Origin of the sequence: Haladaptatus sp. AB618 (genome assembly GCF_024136965.1) — an archaeon.
Classification (GTDB): Archaea; Halobacteriota; Halobacteria; order Halobacteriales; family Haladaptataceae; genus Haladaptatus.
On record NZ_JAMYJX010000001.1, the window covers coordinates 1196819 to 1219603 of the forward strand.

The window sequence follows — 22785 nt, forward strand, 5'->3', positions numbered from 1 at the left end:
TGCTCCCGCTACCGAACTACCGTCCGTTTTCCGTCCCTCTCCTCGACGTGAACGCCGAGTTCGTGGAGATACGACGCCGTGTTCACCGGGACGATTCGCTCGGCGGCGATGCGCGAATTGAGAAGCGGAATCAACGAACACAAATCCGCCCCTGTCTCAACGCTCGTCATCGCTGGCAGGTAGTCCACGTCGTGACCGGCATCGACGGCGCGCTGGGTTGCCGTTTCGAGCTCAGGCGGCGTGTACACGTCCGCGAAGTCGATGGTGTCCGTCGCGCCGAGATAGTAGAGTCGCCCGTCCGCGGCGGGACCGAGGACGACCTCGCTCCGCCGGAGTTTCATCGCCGCGCTGTCGATTTCCTTTCGCGTGAGCATCGGTGCAGTTCCATCGACGATAGCGACCGAAGCCACCCCTTCCGCTTCGAGCAAGTGCGTCGCCGTGTTTCCGGCACGTCCGGAGAGCGTCTCCCCGACCTGTACCTCGAAACGCACGTCGTCCGTCCCTTCCAGCGCCTCGTCTGCGAGCGCGCGTAGCTCCTCCTCGGAACTTTCGTCGCCCGCATACTCGTCCGGTATCGCCTCGTCGGGACGGTAGTTGACGAGCAGTTCGCCGCCGCTGTTCGCCACCGCGACGAAGGTGTCCTTCAACATGGCGGCGTACAGTTCGGCCGCCTCGCTCGCGGAGAGCGGCGACGTTTCGGCGAGTTCCGGGAGGACGAACCCTTCGCGTGGCGGGTCGGCCAACACGGCGATGGTGGTCATACCCGCCCGTCGGTTCGGGAGCGCCTTGAAAGGCACCATTTTATGCCTCCACCGACCCGATTTCGACCATGGACTGGACGAAACCCCTCGGTCTGCTCGGTGTCGTTGTTCTCGCGCTGCTCGTCATCGGTGCGCTCGTCTCCCTCGTCATCAACACGCTTTCGGGCGCTGCAGCAATCGTGACGGTCGCGCTGCTCGTCGTCCTCATCGCCGGGGTCGCACACGTCGGCGGTCGGTCGAAGCGCTGGCGGCAGAACCCGTACTGGTAACCGATTCGGTCCGTTTCTTGTCTCCCCTCTCTCGATTATCGACCTTGTCGTCCCTTCGTCTGGCGATAATCCGTGTCCATCAACTCGTGGAAGTGCTGAACGAACGCTTCGGTCTGTTCTTCGGTCTGGTTTTCCGGCCGAATCATCGGGACGAGTTCGAACCCGCGTCCGCGAATCGTCGTCGCGTGGTCCGCCACGATGTCGATGTCGGCCGCCGGTTTCGTCGTGTATTCGGTCGCGATTTCCGCGAGCGCGCCCTCCCCGATGGGGACGAGGATTTCCGGGTTAATCATCCGTATTTCGGCGTTCAGATACGGCTCGCAGGTCATGATTTCGCCATCCGTCGGTCCGCGCTCGGGATGATGACAGCGGGTCAGGTAGGTGAGAAACGCGTTCTCGATCTCCGGTTCCTCGGCGTCCGGCGGGGATTCGTTCAATCCGAGTCGTCCGAGAATCTCCTGTAGTCGCTCCCCCGCCGCGTCGCCGGTGAAGGGAACGCCGGTTTCGTCCGCGCGGTCGCTGGGCATCTCGCCGACGAACAGGAAATGGGCGTCCACGTCGCCGTAGCCGTGGACGACCTGTTCGCGTGATTCACACAGATCGCAGTTCGTGCAGGCTTCATCCATCCCAAACGGGTTCGAGCGTTCCTCCTGCTTCGCGTTCATACCCCCGATTGTGCCGCGAGCCTAAAAGGGCCTACTCCTCGACGAGCGCGAGAAACGACTCCGCCCATCGTGCACCGTCCCGAACCGAGACGCGATGGTTTCGCTCGTCGTAGTCGATGAGGCCTGCGGAGTCGAGTTTCGGGAGGTGAAGCTGATACAGCGTCGAGTAGTACTTGCGGTGTTGGTTGTGCGTCGATCCGCCGCCCGGTCCGAGGCGTGCGAGTGCGGTCGCCAATTCGCTGATGTCGACCGCATCCTCGGTGTCGAGGAGGTATCGAAGCGCGTCACGTCGGCGTCTCGAACTGAGTGCCTCGAACAGGGTATCGAGCGGCGGCCCGTCCCTGGGCGCAGGCCGTGGAAGAGCCCCGTCGTTCGTGTCGTCCAGTTCGACCGTCTCGTCCACGAGCGCCCGAAACGGTGCGACCGCCGAGATATCGGACGGCTCCGAGCAGTAAAAGTAGCCGACTGCGTCGGCATCCGTGAGAAGGTTCGAAACGGCGTGGAAGAACGGAATCATCTCGTGGATCGAAACGTGTTCGGTCGGGGTGGTGAGCGAGTCGAAGACGAGTACCGTCTCGCCATCCGACGCCGCCAGTGCGGATGCAATTGCCTCCCGAACCCCGTCGAGGTCGTTCGGCCGGTCGACAGTTTCGACGACTCCCGCGGATCGTTCGTCGGGCGGGGTATCCGCCATCGAGTCGTCAGCCGTCGAGCGCATCGTTCGCCCGACTTCGATGATCCGAACGAACTCCGGAACCGTTCCGGTACGTCGTCGCCACGTTCGCAGGAACGAATCGGCGGATCGGTCGTACGTCACCGCGACCAACGCGTCCGTCTCGTCGTGGAGGGGTGAGTAACCGTTCGTCCGTTCGCAGTCAGCGGCGGATGTATCGACGAGGACGCTACTTCCGGTCTCGAAATCGTGATCTGTGCCGGTCATGGACGATATGTTCGACGATTGTTCGACTCGTCCGATACCCGCTGGAGGTGGGATACAGTGTGGTATTTATTTGTCATATGTCAACATATGGGGCGGCAGATGTTTTTCGACCGTCCATAACGCCGAACACGGCGTTGTGGACGGCGATTCTCTCCGTCCGCAAATTCGGGTGGCACCGGTGATTCCATGGGTGTTTACGGGGACATTGCTACAACAATGTTACCCATGTTACCGTAGCACCAATGCTATCCGTACACGCCATACGCATCAATTCGTAATAAAGTTGTCCGTGAATAAATCTATGTGGATCGATCGTAAATGGATCGATCGATGATTATGATTATTGTCTTCGCGCGCGAGCGGACGACGTTCCTCTAATCGTCGCTTCCGATACTGAGTTCGTGGAATGGGACGCCGGTATCAGTGTCTCACCGTGTTTGGGTTTTCACGAACGAAGACGTGTCCGTTCGAATGAGCGAACACGGTGAGTCCGTCGAAGGGTAACACGATGTGACCGTCCGCTCGTTCCTTCCCTTGGTAGGTATCGGCAAAGAGTGCGTCGAGCGCATCCGGATCGACTACCTCTATCAACGGGATTCGGGTGGTGGTCGGGTCCACGTTTCGAATCGCTGCAACCGATTCGATGACGACTTCGCTGAGCACTCTGGATGTGGTATCATAACAGATGTGGTATCCACGAGGATTCGATGTGACGAGTGTCGGCCCTCGTTCTCCGTTGTCACCGCCCGCATTCGTTCTGTTCATCTACGATACGATGATATTCTCTCCCTCAAACGTTATAAAATTACGTCCCGGGACGACTACTCGGAGCGACTGGGATGATAGTCGGTATCGTACTCGCCGGGTTGTGCGTCCAGTCGGTCGGGGTTGATTCGGCCACCGAGGAGCATGAAGTCCACGAGCGTCAGCGCGAGCATGGCTTCAACGACGGGCACGCCGCGCGGCGGAAGGACGGGGTCGTGTCGGCCGATGACTTGTACTTCCTTCTCCTCTCCCGTCTCCCAGTCCACCGTGGTCTGGGTCTTCGGAATGGACGTCGGTGCGTGAAGCGTGACCTCGCCGTAAATCGGTTCGCCGGACGTGATGCCGCCCTGAATCCCGCCGTGACGATTCTCCACGGGCTTCGGATCCTCGTTCTCGTCGAACTCCCATTCGTCGTTTCTGTCGTGGCCTGCCCATTCGCGTGACTCCCGCCCGAGTCCGAACTCGAAGGCGGTGGACGCGGGAACGGACATCATGGCCTGTCCGAGCCGTGCTTCGACGGAGTCGAAGCGCGGTGCACCCAATCCACGCGGGACGCCACGGGCCTCGAAGTAGATCGACCCGCCGATGGAGTCTCCCTGTTCCTGATAATCGTCGATCAACTCGCGCATCTCCTCGGCGGCGTCGGGGTCGGCACAGCGAACCTCGTTTTCCTCGCTGTGTTCGAGCATCTCCTCGAACGTCACGTCGTCGGCCCGAACATCACCAATCTGGTTGACGTGGGCTTTCAGTTCGACGCCGACCGACGAGAGGATTTTCTTGGCGACCGCTCCGGCCGCGACCCAGTTTACCGTCTCGCGCGCGGACGACCGACCGCCGCCGCCCCAGTTTCGCGTGCCGAACTTCGCGGAGTAGGTAAAATCGCCGTGACTCGGGCGCGGCGCGGTGATGAAGGGTTCGTACTTCCCGGACTGGGCGTCCTTGTTCTGGATGACCATACCGATGGGCGTTCCGGTGGTGTAGCCGTCCTGAACCCCGCTGTTGATCGTTACTGCGTCGGGTTCGTTTCGACTGGTGGTTATCATCGACTGGCCGGGTTTGCGCCGGTCCAGGTCAGCCTGTACGTCCTCCGTCGAGAGTTCGAGACCGGCGGGACAACCGCTGATCGTGACTCCCATCGCCTCGCCGTGGCTCTCACCGTACGTCGTCACCTGAAAGAGGCGTCCGAATCGGTTTCCGTTCATAACCGTGTCTGTGTGACCGGGGCATTTAGAGGTTACAGACCGCGGAACGTTTCGCCACGGCGGCCGAAAGAAAATTTATACCCGGAACCCCAACACGGAGGCGATGAATCGGCGTCGCTTCCTCGCTTTGACGGGGTTCGCTGGCAGTCTCGCAGGCTGCATTGGCCGCCTCCCGTTCGATGACGAGGACGCCTCGAAACCGGTGAGCCTGCGCGTTCGTAACTACTTCGAAGAACGGCGGGTCGTCACGGTGACGATAAAAGGAAAACGGGGGAAGAAACGATACAAATCCGATTTCTATCTCTTTCCTGGCTGGGTCGCAAACCGGCGAAACATCCTCGAAGCGGGCACGTACAAAGTGAACGTCCAACTCGACAACGGAATGTGGCGCACCGCGGAGTGGACGATGGAGGGCTGTGACACGAACGTCATTCTGGTCGATGCCGGTCAGGACGGTGTCGGCATCACCTCGACGTGTCAGAAGCAGACGACCACCGAGACGGAGACGTCTTCCGGAAACGAGACGACATCCGGGAACGAACCGGTCACCGAGACGGAGATGCCCGTCGGAAACGAGACCACTGAAACGGGAACGTCCGAATCGGGGACGACCTTCTGATTACCGCTGCACGTCGCCGCCGAGGTCGTAGAGCACCTCGAAGAAGTCGGGAAACGACACGTCGACGTGTTCGGCGTCCGCGATCATCGTCGTCCCGTCGGCCGCGAGACCGGCGACGGCGAGCGCCATCACGATCCGATGGTCCGCGTGGCCGTCCACGACGGACCCGACGAGGTCGGACTCGCCGCCGTACACGGTGAGTGCGTCGTCCTCTTCCTCGACTTTCGCTCCCATGTTCGAGAGTTCCTTCGCCATCACGGTTACGCGGTCGGTCTCCTTGTAGCGGACGTGCTCGCAGTTCTCGATGCGCGTCTCACCGTCCGCGGCGGCACCGAGCGCCGCGATGGTCGGGAGCAGGTCGGGCGTGTCCCCGACGTCCACCGTCGTCCCCGAGAGCGACGACTGTTTGACCGTGAGTACGCCGTCGTTCCGGTTCCAGTCGACGTCCCCGCCCATGTCCTTCAGCACGTCCACGATGTACGTGTCGCCCTGTGCGCTCGGATACGCGCCCTCGATTTGGACGCTCTCGCCGCCCTCGGCGGCAATCGCACCCGCGGCGAGCAGGTAGGAGATGGACGAGAAGTCGCCGGGGACGTGATACTCCCCGTCGCTCGGTTCGTAGAACTGCCCGCCATCGACCGAGTAGCCGTCGTCTTGCTCCTCCACGGTGACGCCGAAGTCGGAAAGCAGTTCCAACGTGATGTCCACGTACGGTGCCGACTTGAGTTCGGTCTCCAGTTCGATTTCCACCCCGTCCTCGGTCAGCGCGCCCGCCATCAGCAACGAGGAGACGTACTGGGATGACACGTCGCCCGGAATCGAGACCCCCCCGCCCGACACCGGACCCTTGATGACGAGCGGTGCCTTCCCGTTGTCGCGGCTACTTTCGGCCCTGCCGCCGAGTTGCTCGATCGCCGAGAGCATCGGTCCCTGCGGCCGCGAGCGGAGCGAGGCGTCGCCCGTCAACACGGTGATGCCATCGACCAGTGCCGCGGTTCCGGAGACGAGTCGCGTGGTCGTTCCGCTGTTCGCACAGTCGAGCACGTCCGCTGGCGTCCCGGGTTCGCCGCCGAAGCCGTCGATTTCGATCGCTTCGCCGGTATCCGTCACGTCGCCGCCGAAGGCTTCGACGGCGCGCATGGTCGCCTTCGTGTCCGCACTGATCAGCGGGTCGAACACCAGCGCGCCGCCGGAACAGCCAGCCGCGAGGATTGCTCTATGCGTGTAACTCTTCGACGGCGGTGCGCGCGCCGTCCCCGAAAGGTCCGAATGGGAAATTTCGACATCCATGTGCGGGTCGTCTACCCGAACGGGTATCAGAATACCGCTCCGGAAAATATTTTCCTGAACCTATCGAAAGGCTGCTATTTGGTGACGGTACCGCTACCTGACGATGGTTACCGGAACCGTCGCCCGTCCCGCCACGTTCTTCGCGACGCTGCCGAACAGCGTTTCGAACCGCTTGGACGCGCCGCGGTGGCCGACGAAGATGGCGTCGTAACCGTTGTCGTCGGCGTACTCCGTGATCTCCTGTACCGGTTCGCCGTACAGTAATCCGGTATCGAGGTCCGTCCCTTCGCGCTTGGCGGCCGCCGCCGCATCGTCCAGTAGTTCCTGTCCGTGCGTTTCGGCGTCCTCGACGTTCGACAGGATGAGATCGCGGTTCGCCTCCGCGAAACTCGTCGGCGGTACGTCGTCCGCCGCGACGATCTCCTCGGGAACGACGACGTGAACCGCCGTCACCGATTGTCCCGTGCTCCGCGCGAGGTCGAGTGCGTACCGGAGCGCATCCATGCTCGCCCCCGACCCGTCGATTGCGACCAGATATCCCCCCATGGTGACTGGTAGTTCGTCGTGTAGGAAGATGTGGATTCCGGTGATACGATTTCGGAAACCGAATTTCTAGCGAGCCAATTTTACGGAATCGTAATAATTGTTTAAGTGCCATCAGAAAGATTATGTAATCAGGGGGCCGGATTTCGAACATGAAACGCTCGAAGTGGGTAAACTACGGGTTGTTTTTCCTCGGTGTATTCCTCATCGTCGGGGGTGCCGTGGCCAGTATCGGAGCGTTCGACCACCAGTTCGCGCTCGATTCCTCGGCGAAGAGCCAGCCCAATTCGGGTCAGCACGTCTTTCATTACAAGAATTTGAACGAGGATCAAAAACACGTGGTCGACGGTGCAATCGGTGGGAAACAGTACACGCTGGACACTGCCACTTCGATTCCGGGTCACGGGCAATCGCTTACCGGCGAGAAGGTGACCGTAGTCAAAGGGGACACGTACTACACCTTCAGCCACGAGACGTACTTCGCCGCGACGAAGTCTCCGGGACTGGCGGTGATTGCGCTAGTTCTCGGTGGAATCGTGGCAATCATCGAGGGAGTACGCCGACAGCACTTTCGGCACCGCCGACTTCCATGGCAGGTCGGCGGATAGGCACCCATCATTTTCTATCGTAACGCCGTCTCACAGCCGATTTCCGGGCGATGTTGCCGGAAATGCGTTCGCCCTCCGACACCGTTTTGGTGGTTCCTTCTGTGACGAAGGACATGGAACAGGACCTCTCGGCACTGGATTCCGCGCTCGATACGATGGACGTCGATGGCTTCCTCATCGACGCCGACTCGACGGATTCCGACCAACTGTATCTCTCGGGTTTCGACGCGCCGGACCCGTTCACGACGCTGTACGCGGACGGCGTTCACCTCCTCGTCTCCAGTCTGGAGTACGGGCGGGCCAAAAAGGAGAGCAACGCGGAAAGCGTTTCCCGAATGTCCGACTACGACTACTTCTCGAAGGTCGCGGAGTACGGTTCCGAGGAGGCGGAATACCGCGTTCTCGCCGAATTTCTCGCCAACGAGGGCGTCGAATCGGTCGCGGTACCCAGTCGGTTCCCGGTCGGCATCGCGGATGGCCTGCGTGAACACGGCGTGACGGTGACGCCCGACGAGACCGCGGTCGTCGAGGGAATCCGTTCGACGAAGACCGACGACGAGGTCGAACATATCCGCGTCGCACAGAAGGCCAACGAGGCGTCCATGCACGCCGCCGAGGACCTGATCGCCGCGGCGACGGTCGAGGACGGCGTGCTCCACTACGAGGGCGAACCGCTGACCAGCGAGCGCGTGAAGGAGGAGATAGAGGTCACGCTGCTGCGCCACGGGGCCGCGCTGGACGAGACCATCGTGGCGTGTGGCTCCGCGGCCGCCGACCCGCACAACCGTGGGAGCGGACCGCTCGCCGTCGACGAGGCCATCATCATCGACATCTTCCCGAAGGACAAGTCCTCGAAGTATCACGCCGACATGACCCGGACGTTCGTCAAGGGCGAGCCCTCGGCGGAGATTCGGGAGTACTACGAACTCACCCACGAGGCGTTCGACGCCGCCTTCGACGCACTCGAACCCGGCGCGACGGGCGAGGAGGTTCACGCGGCCGTGTGCGACGTGTACGAGGACGCGGGCTACGACACGCTCCGAAGCAACCCGAACGCCGAGACGGGATTCATCCACAGCACGGGTCACGGCGTCGGCCTCGACGTGCACGAACTCCCGAAGGTCAGCCCCAGCGGCGGCGAACTGAAACCCGGCCACATCGTCACCATCGAACCAGGACTCTACGACCCGGCGGTCGGCGGCGTCCGCATCGAGGATATCGCCGTCGTCACCGAGGACGGCTACGAGAACCTGACCGACTACCCCATCGAACTCGTCGTGGACGACGAGTAGGTCGCCCGTCCGTTTTTCTTTCGCCCGATTCCGAGGTACCAGCGGATTTCTCCCGGTCGAACGGCCAATACTCGTGCTCCGAAAAGCGGAATCGTGGCCGACGAATTTCGCTCACCCGGAGAAACGGTACCGCGGAGCGAGTCGAAACCCGCGCTGTCCACCGAACCACTTCACGTTACAACCCGTCCACCCTTCGTTTCCCGCTGAACGATGGCGCGCTTTATTCTCCTGCTTGATCTACTCAAACTGCGGAGGGAACCACCATGAGCATCGGAACAACAGACAACGAGACGGTCGTCCGCCGCGACATCGAGGAGGTATGGAGCAGCGACGGCGACTTGAACGCCATCGACGACACCGTGACGGACGACTTCGTTTATCACACGTCGATGATGGAGATAAACGGTCCGGCGGAGTACCGCGAGATGGCCGAGGAGACCCGAAAGATGTTTTCGGACTTCGATATGGACATCGAGGACGTCATCTCGTCGGACGACGAGGTGGTCGTTCGGTACACGATGCGGGGGACCAACACCGGCGAGATGATGGGGAAGGAACCGACCAACGAACGCGTCGAGATGACGGGCATCATCATCGACCGACTGGAGGACGGGAAGATACGCGAACGCTACGAGAACGCCGACGAACTCGGCATGCTCGTCCAACTCGGCGTGATCGAACTGCCGCCCGAGATGCGGGAGTTCGAGGAGTAATCGGGACGGCGGAACCGACCCCGACCTGTTTTTTGGCTCACGAAACGAGGTTCCCGCTGTCGGACCACGCGACGTTTCCCGCCGTTCAACGGCCGAATTCGGGCGAACGATGTGTTCGGCTTATCCTCGCTCCCACCGTCCGGGGGGCGTGGAGGGGAGATGACATGAGTATCAAAACGGCGGACAACGAAGCGCTCGTCCGGCGGGAGATTCAGCACGTGTGGGACAGCGAAGGCGACCTCGACATGATTCCCGACCTCGTGACCGACGACTTCGTCTTTCACAATCCGATGCTCGACGAACCGGCACGCGGCCCCGCCGAGTATCGAGCGGTGGTGGAGCGATTCCACGACGCCTTCTCGGGGATGAAACACCACGTGGAGGAGATGCACGCGGTGAGTGATGTCGTGGTGACACGGTACAGGACGCGGGCGACGAACGACGGCGAACTGATGGGCGTCGAACCGACGGGGAAGGAGGTAGACGTCACCGGTATCGTCGTGGACCACCTGCGGGACGGCAAACTGGCGGAACGCTACGTCAACGACGACGCGCTGGGACTGCTCGAACAACTCGGTATCGTCGACCTCCCGCGACAACCGGACCGCTCGGACTGAACCGAACCCGAGCAAACGAACCCCTTTTGGGCGAACCGTTCCAATCCGAAGCCAATGAACGTACTCGTCGTCGGGGCGGGCGCGATGGGTCGCTGGTTCGCAGAGTCGATACCGGCCGACCTCGCGTTCGCCGACGCGAAGCCGAGGGTGGCGGAGGACGCCGCGAGGGCAGTCGGTGGGCGAGCGGTCGCGTTGGACACCGACGAAACCTTCGACGCCGTCTGTCTCGCCGTACCGATACCCGCAGTCGCGGAAGCGATCGTTGACCACGCGCCGAAGGCCGAACGGGCCATCATCGACGTGACGGGCGTCATGGCCACCCCGCTCGACGCGATGGACGAACACGCACCCACGTTGGAACGGGTGAGCCTCCACCCGCTCTTCGGTGCCGACACCGCGCCGGGGAACGTCGCGGTCGTGACCGACGAATCCGGGTCGGTCACCGACACCCTCCTGGCGGCCATCGACTCCCGCGGAAACACGCTGGTCGAGACCACGGCGGCGGAACACGACGACGCGATGACGACGGTGCAGGCGGGGACGCACGCGGCCATCCTCGCGTTCGCGCTGTCGGCGAATTCGGTGCCCGAAGGTCTTCGGACCCCCGTCTACGACGAGTTGTCCGCACTGGCGGACCACGTCACCGACGGGGAATCGCGCGTCTACGCCGACATTCAGGCCAGCTTCGATGGCGCGACGGACGTGGCGAACGCCGCCGAGCGACTGGCCGACGCCGACCCGGCCGAGTTCGAGCGCCTGTATCGGGAAGCGGCGAAGCTCCGTGACGGGCAGACGGATCAGGGGAGCGAGACGGAGGTCGACGAATGAACCCGGACCAGCGCGAGCAGGTGCTTTCGAATGCCAAGTACCTCCAAGACGTGCGACCCGTGGACCCGGAGGAAATCGCGGAGTACGTCGAAGGCACGCCCCATCCGGCGGTCGTTCGGCAGGTGCTCCGCGAGGAGTTGGGGGAACTCGGGTTCGTGGAGCGCGAGGACGGTACCTTCGAACCCGCCTCGGACGACCCGGTTCGTCCCGAGTTCCGCGGCGTCGAATCGTTCCCCGAGGCGTACGGTAGAAAGCTGGAAGACCTATTGGTCGCGGAGTTCGGCGCGGGTTGGCCGGACGGTGCGTCGGGCGACGAACTCCGACGAACCATCCAACGGCTCAAAGAGGACTACTTCGCGCAAAATCCGGTCGAGTACGACTATCGCGTGGCGCTCGGCTACGCCATCTACCACCTGCCGGACTACTACGCCGTGGTGCAGTACGTCCTCTCGGAACTCGCGGGACGGGGCTTGCTCCCCGGCAAACTGCGCGTGCTGGACGTCGGCGCTGGCGTCGGCGGTCCGGCGCTCGGCCTGCACGATTTCCTCCCGTCCGAGACGTTCGTGGAGTACCACGCCGTCGAACCGAGCGAGGCCGCGGACGTCCTCTCGGCGATGCTGGAAGAGACCGGAGCGAACTTCCACCCGACGGTACACCGCGAGACGGCGGAGGATTTCGAACCCCCAGAAGGAAACTTCGACCTCGTCCTGTTCGGCAACGTGCTGAGCGAACTCGACGACCCGGAAGCTGTCGTCCGGAAGTATCTGGATTTCCTCGCGCCGGACGGGGCGATGGTCGCCATCGCTCCGGCGGACAAGAACGCCAGTATCGGCCTCCGAGAAGTCGAGCGGAGCGTTTCCGACCGAACGACGGTGTTCTCGCCGACGCTGCGCCTGTGGCCCGGCGAGGAACCGAGCGACGACTGCTGGTCGTTCGACGTAAAACCCGAGTTGGCGGTGCCGCCGTTCCAACGACGGCTGGACGGCGGAAGCAGCGGAAGTGGGACGGAGGACGAATCGGCGAACACGGCGGATACGGCGAGTACGACGGACGGAACGACCACGACGGCCACGACGGACGCCTCGAACCGGGACGGCATCGACGCCAGCGAGTACGAGTTCGACGTGGACTCGGACGACGACACGGATTCGGGCGCTGCCGACACGGATTCGGACGGCATCGATGCGAGCGGGTACGACTTGGACGGGAGCGAGATCGACGGCGACGGGTCGAAAAGCGGACCCGACGCTACCGAGGGCGGACTCGATGCGAGTGCGTCCGAATCGGCAGAGACACGGGAAACCGAGTCGGACTCGTCGCCGAAGGTAGTGACGGCCGACGAACTCGACAGCGATGGCGAGTTCGTCAACGTGGACGTGCAGTACTCACACGTCATCCTGCGAACCGACGACACCCGCCGTCGGGAGTTCACGTCGAACCGGTCGGTGTCCGCGAAGATGGCCGAAATGGACCGACACGTCACCGAGCGGGTGAACCTCGTGGCGGTAAAGCTCAGCCACTCGCTGTCGGAGGAGGGGGAAAATCCGGTGTTCAAAGTGAGCGACGGAAGCGAGTCGGTCGGGAACTTCGCCGTGGTAACGAGGGAGACGTCGCTCAATCGAACGCTTCGTGAAGCGGCCTACGGTAGCCTTCTGGCCTTCGAGGACGTGCTAGTGCTCTGGAACGATGACGAAAAATCGTACAACCTCGTCGTGGACGAGCGGACGGTCGTGGACCGCCGCTAGTTCGCTTCCACGCACTCCCGTACGAAGTTGTAGTACGAGCCGAACTTACCCTCGTCGTTCGGCGACAGCGGTATCCCGTTTTCTGCTAGCAGTTCCACCGTCTTCCGTGGCTCGCACTCGAACCAGATCGACAGCACGTCAACGTTGTGTTGTGCGTATTCGTAGTTGAGTTCGAGTGTGTGAGCGTCTGTGACATTTCCCTCCGCCATGTCCACTTGGATACTGTGAGTGTCAGAGCATAAATCCATGTGGTTCGTTAACTATCAATACTGTATTATAATATCCCATGAATACGCCACCACTAACGAAATACTACGGTAGAGAGAATGGCACCCCGAGCGTCGTGGGGTGTTCCCGTGGGAATACGTTCATTTATCACCTTTCAAATATCAAAGTCCCCTCGACACAGTCGCTTCCCTGATGATTCCGTCCGGATCGGTGGCGGTCTCACTGCGGCCGAGCGGAGTACTTTTGCGTTCCCGTTCCTACCACCACTTTATGGGCGATTCGCTGGAGATTCTTCTGACGAACGACGACGGCATCGACAGTCCCGGTATCCGAGCGTTGTACGAGAGCCTGCAGGAGGTCGGAAACGTGACCACCGTCGCACCCGCGACGGACCAGAGCGCGGTCGGGCGGGCGATGTCCTACGAGGTCGAAGTCGAGGAGCACGAAATCGGCTACGCGATCACGGGGACTCCGACCGACTGCGTGGTCGCCGGATTGACCGAAATCGGACCGTACCCCGACCTCGTCGTCTCGGGGTGCAACAACGGGGCGAACCTCGGGGCCTACGTCCTCGGGCGTTCCGGCACCGTTAGCGCCGCAGTCGAGGCCGCCTTCTTCGACGTGCCGTCCATCGCCGTCTCGCTTCACGTTCCCAATCACCTCTGGCCCTACGATACGAGCATCGAGGAGTACGACGTGGCGGCCGACGCCGCGACCTATCTGGCCGAACACGCACTCGAATCCGGCGTGTTCGAAGGGGCGGAGTACCTGAACGTCAACGCACCCATGCCGAACGGCGAGTCGGTCCCGATGGAAGTCACGCGGCCGTCGCACGTCTACGACATGGACACGACCAACGAGGCGGGCGTGATTACGCTCCACGACCGGACGTGGGAGCAGATGGGCGACGAGACGCTCCCCGACGCCGAAGGAACCGACCGCCATGCGGTGTTCGAGGGGAAAGTCAGCGTCTCTCCACTGACCGCACCGCACACGACGCATCGACACGAATCGCTAGACGAGTTGGTGACGGAGTACCGTTTCTAGCGCCACCGTTTTACCCGCAGAAGCCTAATTTGGCATGATGAGCGGGGGGTGAGAATACCGTGAGTCGTACCGATATCGATCAACTCGCACTCGACGTACTCCCGGTGAACGTCGCGGTTCTCGACGGGGATGGCACGATCATCGCCACGAACGAGGCGTGGGAGGAGTTCGGCCGAGGAAACGGTCTCACGGACACGACGCTCGGCGTCAACTATCTCGACGTGTGTGACGTGGCCGACGACCGGACTGCAGACGAGGTAGCGGCAGGTATTCGTGCCATCCTGGCGGGTGATCGGTCCGAGTTCAGCCTCGAATACCCGTGCCATTCGCCCGACGAACGCCGGTGGTTCGTGATGCGCGCCGTCGACGTGACCGAGGGCGAGGATACGTACGTCGTGGTCGCTCACATGAACGTGACCGAGCGCCACGAACGGGAGTCGGAAGTCGAACGCTACGAGATGATCGTCCGCAACGTTCCCGTGATCTTCTTCGTCATCGATACCGACGGGACGTTCCAACTCGCGGAGGGACGCGGGGTGGAGACCGCAGGATTGGACTCCGAGGAACTCATCGGCCAATCGATCGACGACCGATACGAGGACCACCCCGACATCCTCGAAAACTGCCGTCGTGCGCTCTCGGGCGAGTTGGTGTGTGCGACCAGCGAAATGGAGGGGACGATCTACGACATCGTGTATCAACCCGTGTTCGACGCGGCGGGGGCGGTCGAACGCGTTATCGGCGTTGCGACGGACGTAACCCGACGGAAACGACACGAGGACGCCCTCGCCGCACTCTCGGACGTCACACGGGAACTGTTGGATTCGGAAACGTCGGACGAAGTGTGTACCGTCGCTGTCGAGGCGGCCGAGCAGTCGTTACACCTCCCGAAGACGACCATCGCGCTGTACGACGACTCCACGGGCGCGCTCCTCCCGGAGGCGGAGACGAGCGATGGCGGCCCGCTGCCGGACGAGGTACTGGACGGGGACGGCATCGCGTGGACCTCGTTTACCGAGAACGAGGCCCGTTTCGACGGCGAATTGGTTTCGCTGCCGCTCGGGACATACGGGGTATTAATCACGTCGATCACCGGCGACGCGGCGCTCGACATCGCCGAACTCTGTGCCGCCGCCGTCGAGTCGGCCCTCGGGCGGGCAAAGCGTCAGCGTCGACTGGAGGAACAGGAGACGACGCTCCGCCGACAGAACGCGGCGCTCGAACGACTCAACGAACTGAACGAAGGGATTCGGCGCATCGACCGGGCGCTCGTGGAAGCGAGAACGCGAGAGGAAATCGAGGTCGCCGTCTGTAGCCGCCTGACCAGTGGCGGACCGTATCGATTCGCCTGGATCGGGGTGGATGATCCGGCGACGGCAACCGTCGTTCCGCACGAATCGGCGGGCGTCGAACGGGGGTACCTCGACGCGATTACCATCAACACGAGCGACGAGACCGCCGACCCCGCGGGGACCGCGCTCCGAACCGGGCGCGCACAGGTCGTTCAGGACGTCCTCCGTGGATCGCTCTCCGAACAGTGGCAGAGCGAGGCGCTGAAGCGGGGATACCGGTCGTCCTGTGCGCTCCCGCTCCGCTACGGCGACGCGGTGTACGGCGTGCTTTCGGTCTACTCCGACCAGCCACGGACGTTCGACGAACTGGAACGGGCCGTCCTCGAAGACGTGAGCCAAACGATCGCGTACGCGATCAACGCCGTCGAGACGAAAAAGGCGTTGACGAGCGGCGAGGTAGTCGAACTCGAATTCGAAATCGGCGACCCCGGGGTGTTCTTCGTGGAACTCGCGACGGAGTTGGATTGCCGCGTCGAATTCACGGGTATCGTCTCGACGTCGGACGGCACGGTGACGACGTTCTTTACCGTCCGCGACGTTCCGGCCGACGACGTGTCGACCGTCGCGGCCCAGTCGCTGGAAGTGATCGACATAGAACAGGTGAGCGCCCGAAACGGCGCGTCGCTGTTCGCCGCGACGTTGACGGATTCGAGTTTCATCGGGACGCTCCTCGACCACGGTGCGGTTCCCGAGGCGTTCGTGGTCGGTCCCCTTCCCGGAACCATGGTCGTCAGGCTCCCGACGAACGCGGACGTTCGGACGTTCGTCGAGGTGATCAAAACGCGATTCCCCGACGTCACTCTTCGAAGTCGGCGACATCGCGAGAAGCCGGTCGTGTCCGACGACCTGAATACAACGCTCGCGGAGACGCTGACCGACCGCCAGCGGGAGGTGCTGGAGACGGCCTACTACAGCGGTTTCTTCGACTCGCCACGGAAGAGCACGGGGGAGGAGGTCGGTCGGTCGCTCGATATCTCACAGCCGACGTTCCAACACCATCTGCGAGCGGCCGAACGGAAACTGCTCCAGCGATTGTTACAATCGTAACCCGGCGGCGACCGTATCTAGATAGATAGCCTCCCGCGTAATACCTCACGTTCAATCTAGCTGGAAGTGCCTTTACATAGTACACCTTCCGAGCAACTATGGAAACGGAAGTAAAACGACAACCCTTGCGAGACGGCGACCGGCTGAGTCTCGACGTGCTTTCGGCGGTAATGGAGAAGGCAGGGTACGACGACGCGACCGAGTTCTCGACCTGTTTGTACGACGTGATCGATCCGGACGCGCTCGATTCGCTCTTTCATCGGCAGACGAAAGGAGGCCGTGTCGAGTTCGTGCTGGACGGCTATGAGGTCCGAGTCCACAGCAACGGGTTGGTGGAGGTAACCGAAGAGAACTGATGGACGAACTGTGATAGAACGAAACAAAGTGGTAGGCGACCAGCAAAACTGTGCGGTCTGTGGGGACGCCATCGATATCGAAGCGTGGCATCCGGTTCTCGCCGACACGGACTCGAACGGCACGCTTCGATTGTATCCGTTCTGTACGCCCGCCTGCCGAAACGAGTGGAATCGACACCGAAACGACCGATAACAGAGAATGAACGAAACACCCCCCAACGAGATAGAATACAGCGAATACGAGGACGAATACGGTACCGTAGCGATGTTCTACGACCCAGAGAATCACCAGGCGTGGATTCGTTCGAGCACGACGGTTTCCGTGCGACGGTAACGGCTTTTCTGCGGGTTGATTTCGTGCGTGGATATGAATATATAGTTCGTTGACCATTCTGCGGTATGGATCGTTCGACAGTCGGCGACGGCTGAGAATCAGTATTTTCCTACTTTTTCCGCACGTTCGAGCACGTGCCGAACGAACGGTTCCTTCTTCGCCGTGTACGTCGCCCTGTCGTCGCCGTGTTCGTCGGCCAACTCCCGCTTCAGTCGGTCGTACTCCGCCGCGACGGCGGGATGGTCCCGGAGATAGTCCCGGAACCCAACCGATTCTCGATAACAGTCGCTTCCCGCTTCGGTCAGCGAGAGATAGTGGGTGCGCTCCGTCCGCGGACCCTTTGCGAGAAAGGCGCGGTCGGGGACGCCGTCGTTCGGTCGATACTCGTAGCCGTGGCCCTCCAGCACGGAAACGAGTCGCGCGGCGTGAGACGCGTCCTCGACGACGGCGAGGATGTCGATGATTGGTTTTGCGACGATGCCCGGAATCGCGGTGCTGCCGACGTGTTCGAACGCGATAACGTCGCTCCCGGCAACAGAACGAAGCCGTTCGACTTCCGCCTCGTACTCCCGTCGCCACTCGTCCCTGTGCAGTTCGAGTTCGACGGTGCCGCGCTCCAGACCGACCATACGCCTTCCATAGGTAACTCGGAAATAAACGTTCGCACCGGATTCGATGCTCGCTCGTGCGTGACTCACGGAATATTTATCCCGGATCGTGACGAATTAGAATCATGAACCGCGCCCTCCTCCACTACGCGTCGTTGGGTCTCGTCGGTCTCTCGTTCGCCGCGCTCTCCGTTCCCGACCTTGCGGCAGGGGACTCCAGCATCAGCCTGTGGCTGCTTGCAATCAGCGGGGTCGGAATGCTGTTCGGAAGCTTCTACGAGGTGTTGACCGGCGGCCTCGCCGATTTCGAATCCGACCGCTTCACGCCGCTCATCGTCGTCAGCGCGATACTATCCGCCCTCGGGACGGGGCTGTCGCTCCTCGGATGAGTCGTCGTGCACGTCTCGTGTCGGCGAGAACTACGGCAGAAACCGTCGGAAACTCCAGAACACGCCGGATAACACGTTCTTCAGGTCCGCTCCGGGGGTGAGTCCCGCATCGGGATTCCTCGCCGATTCCCACCGGGTTTCGAGCGCGTTCCGCGAGCAGTGACGTAACTCGCCGGAGTGGACTCGCGTTCCATCAGCGTCGGTGAGTCGCAACAACGCAACGTCGTCTCCCGCTCCGACGACGCGGTAGACGCCGCTCTCGTCGTCGTCGGTCGTCGGTCGGTAGTGGTCGCCAACGTCTATCATGATTCTACGCCGTCCACGGTTCGTCTTCGATTATGTACCGGGATGGTATGAACCAATCGCCGAGCATCGGCTCAGTTCGGACTCGCGGCGAGAACGTCCTTGGCCGTGTCCCCGAGATGTTGCATGTCCTCCCGCGTCAGATGGAACTTCGGCTCCCAGTCCGAGGGACCGAGGTAGTCGCTGACGACGAACATCGACGCCGCCTCCACTCCGCGGTGGGCGGCGATGGCGAACACTGCGGACGCTTCCATTTCGACGGTGAGGACGCCCTCATCGGCGTACTGTTGGACTTCTTCCTTGGTCTCCCGATACATCGCGTCGATGGTCCACGACGGCCCGACGTGGAACGCCTCTTCGCGCTCGCGGAGCACTCCGATGGTCTCGTCGGTGAGAGCGTCGCTCGCGTGGGCGTACTTTTCGGATTCGACGTAGTGGTGTGACGTCCCTTCGTCACGGATGGCCTTGTCGCAGACGATGAACTCACCCATCCCGATGGCCTCGTCCAGACAACCGGCGAATCCGACGGAGAGGAACTTCCCGACGCCGTCCGCGACGAGTTCGTCCATCAGCATCGCCGTAGCAGGAGCGCCGATTCCGAAGTTCCCGAGGACGCCGACTTCGAAGTCGGCGTCCTCGAAGGCGTAGAGGTCGCCATAGTAGTTGCCGACGTGCTGGCCGTCGTAGCTCTCGGTGAGGTAGTCCATCAGCGTGCGACTGTAACAGAGAACGACTGCCTTCGGCAGTCGTTCGAGCCCTGATTCGTCCTCCGCGTGTTTGTACTCGGAGTGCTCTGCGGGCGTGACCAATGGTTCGGCGTCCTGCTTTCCGGCGAGGTTTGGAAACGGCATCTCCTCGTGAAGAGACACGATTCCGTAATGTGTGTTGTGCAGATGTGTGATTCCACTCGACATAGATCGATAGCAACGGCTCGAACGACTCGAAAAATCCGAAAACCGGTTCGACCGTTTTCAGTCCACGACGACGAGCACGTCGCCCATATCGACGCTCTCGCCCTCGCTGACCGCAACCTGCGTGACGGTGCCGCCGCGGGAGGCGACCACGTCGTTTTCCATCTTCATGGCTTCGAGGACACAGACGACGTCACCGGACTCGATTTCGTCACCCTCTTCGACTTTCACGTCGAGGATGGTGCCCTGCATCTCGGCGGACACCGTCTCGCCCTCCGCATCGACGACGGTCTCGCCGCCGTCGCTGCTGCCGCCCGCTGGCTCGGGTTTCTGGCTGCCGCCGCCGCCGTTGTTCGCGGGGACCGCGGCGACGCCGCCGCGGTCTTCGAGGTTGACTTCGAAGCGCTTGCCGTTGACTTCGACGGTGAACTCGCGTTCGACGACCTCCTCGTCGTCGTCCGACGATTCGGTCGTTCCCCACTTCTCCTGTGCCTCCTCGATTTTCTCCGCGTCGAGGTCGTGGTCGAGGTACTTCGTGGTGTGGGTCCCGGCGACGAACTCCTCGTCGTCGAGCATCAAACGGTGGAACGGAATGATGGTCGGGATTCCCTCGATGTCGTATTCGGCGAGCGCGCGCTTGGAGCGAACGATACACTCCTCGCGGTCACCGCCGTGAACGATGAGCTTCGCGATCATGGAGTCGTAATCGGTGACGAGCTCGTCACCTTGTCGAAGCGCATCGTCGAGACGGACGCCGATGCCTCCCGGCGGGTCGTAGGTCGTTAGCTTCCCGCCGGTCGCGGGCGCGAAGTCCTTCGCGGCGTTCTCGGCGTTGATGCGGAACTCCATCGCGTGGCCTTCGAGTTCCACGTCGTCCTGTTCGAAGCCGAGCGGTTCGTCGGCGGCGACGCGGATCTGCCACTTCACGATATCGACGTCGGTCAACCACTCCGTAACGCAGTGTTCGACCTGAATCCGGGTGTTCACTTCGAGGAAGTAGAAGTCCGTGTCCATGCCGAGGAGTTCGCTGGGACCGCGCGTCTCGTCCTCCTCCACGAGGAACTCGAACGTACCGGCGTTGTAGTAGCCGGAAGCGGCCGCACCGTCGCGGGCCGACTCCGCGATTTTCTCCCGAAGCTCGTCCGAGAGCGCGGGCGACGGACCCTCTTCGATGACCTTCTGGTGACGGCGCTGCAGCGAGCAGTCGCGCTCGCCGAGGTGGCGCACGTTGCCGTGGTGGTCGGCGATGATCTGGACCTCGATGTGACGCGGGTTTTCGAGGTAGCGTTCGAGGTAGACGTTGGCGTTGTCGAAGTACGCCTCACCCTCGCGCTGGGCGGATTCGAGTTGGTCCTCGGCTTCCTCGGGACCGCGGACGACTTTCATCCCGCGGCCGCCACCGCCACCTTCCGCCTTGATGGCGACGGGGTAGCCGTACTCGTCGCCGAACTCCGTGACTTCCGACGGGTCCTCGACGGGGTCGGTGGTCCCGGGAACGATGGGCACCCCTGCCTCCTGCATCGTCTTGCGAGCCTTCGTCTTCTCGCCGAGTTGTTCCATCGACTCGCTCTTCGGGCCGATCCACGTCACGCCGTCCGTGGCTTCGACCAGCGCGGCGAAGTCGGCGTTCTCCGCGAGGAACCCGTAGCCCGGGTGAATCGCGTCCGCGCCCGCCTTCTCCGCGGCGTCGATGATGGCCTCTTGGTCGAGGTAGGACTCCGCGGCACGGGCCGGGCCGACGTTGTAGGCTTCGTCGGCGTAGCGGACGTGACCGGAGTTTCGGTCGGCATCGCTGTAGATGGCGACCGTGTCGATTCCGAGTTCCTCGCAGGCGCGCATCACGCGGACCGCGATTTCCCCGCGATTTGCGACCAGAACCTTATCGAACATTCTTGTGAGAACGTATTCGGGTGGGTAACCTCATTCTGTCGGTTCAGGGTCGCCCACGAGTGTCAACGGGAGCGTCACACAGGGGTTGACGGGTGGTAATTCCGTCCCACGACCCCTCGAAGCGGTAGCTTTTTCTTATCACACGCTGACATCTCGGGCGTGCAACGACCGACTCCACCCGCCGCTGGGCCGAATCACGGGCCAGCACCTGCTTTTCGCCGGGTGGAGTCCCGATTTCGCCGCTGACGCGGCCTCGGGGTGAAACCGGGCGATTCGATGACTCGTCTTCGACCAGCAACCACCCCACAGCGACAAATGTACACCAGCACCCGATCAGGCCGACGTATCGACAGCAACGCCAACCGACGATCAACCAGCGAGGACCGCCGATGAGCGACATGAACCCTCGAAACTACTACGACGAGTACGGCGAAAACGAGTGGGAGCGACTGGGACGCGACCCCGTCACCCGCATGGAGTTCGAGAATACAGTGGACTACCTCGACAAACACCTCCCCGAATCGGGCCGCGTTCTCGACGTCGGCGGCGCGGCGGGGCGCTACGCGGTTTGGCTCGCCGAGCGTGGTCGTCGGACCACGTCCGACTGCTCGTCAGAACCGATGGATTCTGGCGCTGATTACGACGTGACCCTCGTGGACGTGAGCGAGACGCAGGTCGAACTCGCCCGCGAAAACGCCGCCGAGCGCGGCCTCGAAGACGTGATTTCGGCGGAGAAAGGTGACGTCCGAGACTTGCGTTTCGAAGACGATGATTTCGACGCCGTCTGCTGTCTCGGCGGTCCCCTGAGCCACGTCGTGGATGATACCGAACGCGCACGCGCGATGGCCGAGCTCCGACGGGTCGCGGGTGACGACGCACCCGTCTTCGTCTCGGTCATCAGCAGGTTTGCGCCCATCCGCGACATCCTCAAGTTCAACCTCGACTGGTCGCACGGCCTCCTCGTTCCCATCGCCGAGGACGGCAAGTACACCGAAGAGCGCGTGGACGAGTATGCGAACGGCGAAGGCTGGGCGGAGTGTCACTTCTTCCGCGCCGACGAGTTCGAGGCGGAGTTGGAGGACGCCGGTTTCGAAGTCGAGCAACTGGTCGGTCTTGAGGGCGTTGCCAACCGCATGAAACCGGAGTTAGCGGAGGCGAGCGACGAGGCCGTCGAGGACGTTCGGCGACTCGTCAAGTTGCTCCGGGAGGACCGTGCGGTGGTCGATTTCTCGGAGCACATGCTGGCGGTGTGTCGAGTATAGTATCTGGAGGCGCTTCTCGTCCTGTGGTGCGTTTCGCCACTGCCGTTCAATTACGTGGGAGTGGACATGTCCCGATATCCCTCTCAATCTCTGAATCGTTCGTGGTGCATTAGTTAGTGCAACTCTCTTTGAAATCGGTGGTCGGTTCGATTGCTCCAAACGATTGGATACAAAGCAGTCTGATTTCTGGGACTTCGCCCC

At 62.2% G+C, this 22785-nt stretch carries 27 protein-coding genes; 15 read left to right on the forward strand and 12 right to left on the reverse strand.

The features are described from left to right. Positions 1-8: 8 nt before the first annotated feature. Positions 9-761 (reverse strand): DUF2064 domain-containing protein, encoded by a 753-nt coding sequence (locus NKF26_RS06375; protein ID WP_253226393.1) that lies wholly within the window; start codon positions 759-761, stop codon positions 9-11. Between the two features lie 68 nt (positions 762-829). On the opposite strand from NKF26_RS06375, the gene NKF26_RS06380 reads away from it, so the two are divergent. Further along, on the forward strand, positions 830-1030 hold the full coding sequence (locus tag NKF26_RS06380; protein WP_253226008.1) for a hypothetical protein: 201 nt from the start codon (positions 830-832) through the stop codon (positions 1028-1030). A gap of 35 nt (positions 1031-1065) precedes the next feature. Here NKF26_RS06380 and NKF26_RS06385 read toward each other — a convergent pair whose 3' ends face one another. The 4 genes from NKF26_RS06385 to aroC form a co-directional block, all read right to left on the reverse strand. Then, complete coding sequence (locus tag NKF26_RS06385; protein ID WP_253226009.1) at positions 1066-1695, reverse strand: uracil-DNA glycosylase family protein; 630 nt, start codon at positions 1693-1695, stop codon at positions 1066-1068. 31 nt (positions 1696-1726) lie between these two features. Continuing rightward, positions 1727-2635, reverse strand: coding sequence for a hypothetical protein (locus NKF26_RS06390; RefSeq protein ID WP_253226010.1), 909 nt, complete (start codon positions 2633-2635; stop codon positions 1727-1729). Between the two features lie 420 nt (positions 2636-3055). Beyond that, positions 3056-3400 (reverse strand): HalOD1 output domain-containing protein, encoded by a 345-nt coding sequence (locus NKF26_RS06395; protein ID WP_253226011.1) that lies wholly within the window; start codon positions 3398-3400, stop codon positions 3056-3058. 56 nt (positions 3401-3456) lie between these two features. Further along, a complete protein-coding gene (aroC, locus tag NKF26_RS06400; RefSeq protein ID WP_253226012.1) occupies positions 3457-4602 on the reverse strand; it encodes a chorismate synthase in 1146 nt (381 codons plus the stop codon). 103 nt (positions 4603-4705) lie between these two features. Between aroC and NKF26_RS06405 the strand changes: the two genes are divergently transcribed. Continuing rightward, the gene (locus tag NKF26_RS06405; protein WP_253226013.1) at positions 4706-5221 is read left to right on the forward strand and encodes a hypothetical protein; all 516 of its coding nucleotides are present in this window, start codon (positions 4706-4708) and stop codon (positions 5219-5221) included. Here NKF26_RS06405 and aroA read toward each other — a convergent pair whose 3' ends face one another. Next, on the reverse strand, positions 5222-6511 hold the full coding sequence (gene aroA, locus NKF26_RS06410) for a 3-phosphoshikimate 1-carboxyvinyltransferase (RefSeq protein ID WP_253234101.1): 1290 nt from the start codon (positions 6509-6511) through the stop codon (positions 5222-5224). A gap of 93 nt (positions 6512-6604) precedes the next feature. Then, a complete protein-coding gene (locus NKF26_RS06415; protein ID WP_253226015.1) occupies positions 6605-7057 on the reverse strand; it encodes a universal stress protein in 453 nt (150 codons plus the stop codon). A gap of 149 nt (positions 7058-7206) precedes the next feature. Between NKF26_RS06415 and NKF26_RS06420 the strand changes: the two genes are divergently transcribed. From NKF26_RS06420 to NKF26_RS06445, 6 genes are all read left to right on the forward strand, one after another. Next, complete coding sequence (locus tag NKF26_RS06420) at positions 7207-7662, forward strand: ABC transporter ATP-binding protein (protein ID WP_253234102.1); 456 nt, start codon at positions 7207-7209, stop codon at positions 7660-7662. A gap of 113 nt (positions 7663-7775) precedes the next feature. Then, positions 7776-8954 (forward strand): Xaa-Pro peptidase family protein, encoded by a 1179-nt coding sequence (locus NKF26_RS06425; protein ID WP_253234118.1) that lies wholly within the window; start codon positions 7776-7778, stop codon positions 8952-8954. Between the two features lie 263 nt (positions 8955-9217). After that, positions 9218-9667 carry an ester cyclase gene (locus tag NKF26_RS06430; RefSeq protein WP_253226017.1) on the forward strand — a complete coding sequence of 150 codons (450 nt, stop codon included), beginning with the start codon at positions 9218-9220 and terminating at the stop codon, positions 9665-9667. Positions 9668-9831: 164 nt separating this feature from the next. Next, the gene (locus tag NKF26_RS06435) at positions 9832-10284 is read left to right on the forward strand and encodes an ester cyclase (RefSeq protein ID WP_253226018.1); all 453 of its coding nucleotides are present in this window, start codon (positions 9832-9834) and stop codon (positions 10282-10284) included. Positions 10285-10338: 54 nt separating this feature from the next. Continuing rightward, complete coding sequence (locus tag NKF26_RS06440; RefSeq protein WP_253234103.1) at positions 10339-11112, forward strand: prephenate dehydrogenase/arogenate dehydrogenase family protein; 774 nt, start codon at positions 10339-10341, stop codon at positions 11110-11112. Next, positions 11109-12857 carry a small ribosomal subunit Rsm22 family protein gene (locus NKF26_RS06445; protein WP_253234104.1) on the forward strand — a complete coding sequence of 583 codons (1749 nt, stop codon included), beginning with the start codon at positions 11109-11111 and terminating at the stop codon, positions 12855-12857. The genes NKF26_RS06440 and NKF26_RS06445 overlap by 4 nt, the downstream gene beginning before the upstream one ends. Here the strand turns inward: NKF26_RS06445 and NKF26_RS06450 are convergent. Continuing rightward, a complete protein-coding gene (locus NKF26_RS06450) occupies positions 12854-13066 on the reverse strand; it encodes a hypothetical protein (protein WP_066145796.1) in 213 nt (70 codons plus the stop codon). The two genes, NKF26_RS06445 and NKF26_RS06450, sit on opposite strands and share 4 nt — an antisense overlap. 289 nt (positions 13067-13355) lie before the next feature. Here NKF26_RS06450 and surE point away from each other — a divergent pair, with 289 nt between their 5' ends. The 5 genes from surE to NKF26_RS24055 all read left to right on the forward strand — a co-directional run bounded on the left by surE (position 13356) and on the right by NKF26_RS24055 (position 17221). Continuing rightward, positions 13356-14132, forward strand: coding sequence for a 5'/3'-nucleotidase SurE (gene surE / locus NKF26_RS06455; protein ID WP_253226021.1), 777 nt, complete (start codon positions 13356-13358; stop codon positions 14130-14132). Positions 14133-14191: 59 nt separating this feature from the next. Beyond that, a complete protein-coding gene (locus tag NKF26_RS06460; protein ID WP_253226022.1) occupies positions 14192-16531 on the forward strand; it encodes a bacterio-opsin activator domain-containing protein in 2340 nt (779 codons plus the stop codon). 98 nt (positions 16532-16629) lie between these two features. Beyond that, a complete protein-coding gene (locus NKF26_RS06465; protein ID WP_253226023.1) occupies positions 16630-16887 on the forward strand; it encodes a HalOD1 output domain-containing protein in 258 nt (85 codons plus the stop codon). A gap of 10 nt (positions 16888-16897) precedes the next feature. Then, positions 16898-17080: a hypothetical protein gene (locus NKF26_RS06470; RefSeq protein WP_253226024.1), complete on the forward strand. Its 183-nt coding sequence runs from the start codon at positions 16898-16900 to the stop codon at positions 17078-17080. 6 nt (positions 17081-17086) lie between these two features. Continuing rightward, positions 17087-17221, forward strand: coding sequence for a hypothetical protein (locus NKF26_RS24055; protein ID WP_256486704.1), 135 nt, complete (start codon positions 17087-17089; stop codon positions 17219-17221). Positions 17222-17319: 98 nt separating this feature from the next. Here NKF26_RS24055 and NKF26_RS06475 read toward each other — a convergent pair whose 3' ends face one another. Next, positions 17320-17850, reverse strand: a complete 531-nt coding sequence (locus tag NKF26_RS06475; RefSeq protein WP_253226025.1) for a GrpB family protein — start codon at positions 17848-17850, stop codon at positions 17320-17322. Positions 17851-17954: 104 nt separating this feature from the next. On the opposite strand from NKF26_RS06475, the gene NKF26_RS06480 reads away from it, so the two are divergent. Then, positions 17955-18218 (forward strand): hypothetical protein, encoded by a 264-nt coding sequence (locus NKF26_RS06480; RefSeq protein WP_253226026.1) that lies wholly within the window; start codon positions 17955-17957, stop codon positions 18216-18218. Positions 18219-18248: 30 nt separating this feature from the next. Here the strand turns inward: NKF26_RS06480 and NKF26_RS06485 are convergent, their stop codons facing one another. The 3 genes from NKF26_RS06485 to NKF26_RS06495 form a co-directional block, all read right to left on the reverse strand. Then, entirely contained in the window at positions 18249-18524 is a 276-nt protein-coding gene (locus NKF26_RS06485) for a hypothetical protein (RefSeq protein WP_253226027.1), read from the reverse strand. 71 nt (positions 18525-18595) lie between these two features. Further along, positions 18596-19372 carry a nucleoside phosphorylase gene (locus NKF26_RS06490; protein ID WP_253226028.1) on the reverse strand — a complete coding sequence of 259 codons (777 nt, stop codon included), beginning with the start codon at positions 19370-19372 and terminating at the stop codon, positions 18596-18598. A 120-nt stretch (positions 19373-19492) separates the two neighbouring features. Continuing rightward, complete coding sequence (locus tag NKF26_RS06495) at positions 19493-21322, reverse strand: acetyl-CoA carboxylase biotin carboxylase subunit (RefSeq protein ID WP_253226029.1); 1830 nt, start codon at positions 21320-21322, stop codon at positions 19493-19495. A 389-nt stretch (positions 21323-21711) separates the two neighbouring features. On the opposite strand from NKF26_RS06495, the gene NKF26_RS06500 reads away from it, so the two are divergent. Further along, positions 21712-22584, forward strand: a complete 873-nt coding sequence (locus tag NKF26_RS06500) for a bifunctional 2-polyprenyl-6-hydroxyphenol methylase/3-demethylubiquinol 3-O-methyltransferase UbiG (protein ID WP_253226030.1) — start codon at positions 21712-21714, stop codon at positions 22582-22584. Positions 22585-22785: the final 201 nt, after the last annotated feature.

Excerpts from the sequence above, each read along its gene's own strand:
- NKF26_RS06375 (WP_253226393.1), bottom strand. The coding sequence starts at position 761 with ATGACCACCATCGCCGTGTTGGCCGACCCGCCACGCGAAGGGTTCGTC.
- NKF26_RS06380 (WP_253226008.1), top strand. The coding sequence starts at position 830 with ATGGACTGGACGAAACCCCTCGGTCTGCTCGGTGTCGTTGTTCTCGCG.
- NKF26_RS06385 (WP_253226009.1), bottom strand. The coding sequence starts at position 1,695 with ATGAACGCGAAGCAGGAGGAACGCTCGAACCCGTTTGGGATGGATGAA.
- NKF26_RS06390 (WP_253226010.1), bottom strand. The coding sequence starts at position 2,635 with ATGACCGGCACAGATCACGATTTCGAGACCGGAAGTAGCGTCCTCGTC.
- NKF26_RS06395 (WP_253226011.1), bottom strand. The coding sequence starts at position 3,400 with ATGAACAGAACGAATGCGGGCGGTGACAACGGAGAACGAGGGCCGACA.
- aroC (WP_253226012.1), bottom strand. The coding sequence starts at position 4,602 with ATGAACGGAAACCGATTCGGACGCCTCTTTCAGGTGACGACGTACGGT.
- NKF26_RS06405 (WP_253226013.1), top strand. The coding sequence starts at position 4,706 with ATGAATCGGCGTCGCTTCCTCGCTTTGACGGGGTTCGCTGGCAGTCTC.
- aroA (WP_253234101.1), bottom strand. The coding sequence starts at position 6,511 with ATGGATGTCGAAATTTCCCATTCGGACCTTTCGGGGACGGCGCGCGCA.
- NKF26_RS06415 (WP_253226015.1), bottom strand. The coding sequence starts at position 7,057 with ATGGGGGGATATCTGGTCGCAATCGACGGGTCGGGGGCGAGCATGGAT.
- NKF26_RS06420 (WP_253234102.1), top strand. The coding sequence starts at position 7,207 with ATGAAACGCTCGAAGTGGGTAAACTACGGGTTGTTTTTCCTCGGTGTA.
- NKF26_RS06425 (WP_253234118.1), top strand. The coding sequence starts at position 7,776 with ATGGAACAGGACCTCTCGGCACTGGATTCCGCGCTCGATACGATGGAC.
- NKF26_RS06430 (WP_253226017.1), top strand. The coding sequence starts at position 9,218 with ATGAGCATCGGAACAACAGACAACGAGACGGTCGTCCGCCGCGACATC.
- NKF26_RS06435 (WP_253226018.1), top strand. The coding sequence starts at position 9,832 with ATGAGTATCAAAACGGCGGACAACGAAGCGCTCGTCCGGCGGGAGATT.
- NKF26_RS06440 (WP_253234103.1), top strand. The coding sequence starts at position 10,339 with ATGAACGTACTCGTCGTCGGGGCGGGCGCGATGGGTCGCTGGTTCGCA.
- NKF26_RS06445 (WP_253234104.1), top strand. The coding sequence starts at position 11,109 with ATGAACCCGGACCAGCGCGAGCAGGTGCTTTCGAATGCCAAGTACCTC.
- NKF26_RS06450 (WP_066145796.1), bottom strand. The coding sequence starts at position 13,066 with ATGGCGGAGGGAAATGTCACAGACGCTCACACACTCGAACTCAACTAC.
- surE (WP_253226021.1), top strand. The coding sequence starts at position 13,356 with ATGGGCGATTCGCTGGAGATTCTTCTGACGAACGACGACGGCATCGAC.
- NKF26_RS06465 (WP_253226023.1), top strand. The coding sequence starts at position 16,630 with ATGGAAACGGAAGTAAAACGACAACCCTTGCGAGACGGCGACCGGCTG.
- NKF26_RS24055 (WP_256486704.1), top strand. The coding sequence starts at position 17,087 with ATGAACGAAACACCCCCCAACGAGATAGAATACAGCGAATACGAGGAC.
- NKF26_RS06475 (WP_253226025.1), bottom strand. The coding sequence starts at position 17,850 with ATGGTCGGTCTGGAGCGCGGCACCGTCGAACTCGAACTGCACAGGGAC.
- NKF26_RS06480 (WP_253226026.1), top strand. The coding sequence starts at position 17,955 with ATGAACCGCGCCCTCCTCCACTACGCGTCGTTGGGTCTCGTCGGTCTC.
- NKF26_RS06485 (WP_253226027.1), bottom strand. The coding sequence starts at position 18,524 with ATGATAGACGTTGGCGACCACTACCGACCGACGACCGACGACGACGAG.
- NKF26_RS06490 (WP_253226028.1), bottom strand. The coding sequence starts at position 19,372 with ATGCCGTTTCCAAACCTCGCCGGAAAGCAGGACGCCGAACCATTGGTC.
- NKF26_RS06495 (WP_253226029.1), bottom strand. The coding sequence starts at position 21,322 with ATGTTCGATAAGGTTCTGGTCGCAAATCGCGGGGAAATCGCGGTCCGC.
- NKF26_RS06500 (WP_253226030.1), top strand. The coding sequence starts at position 21,712 with ATGAGCGACATGAACCCTCGAAACTACTACGACGAGTACGGCGAAAAC.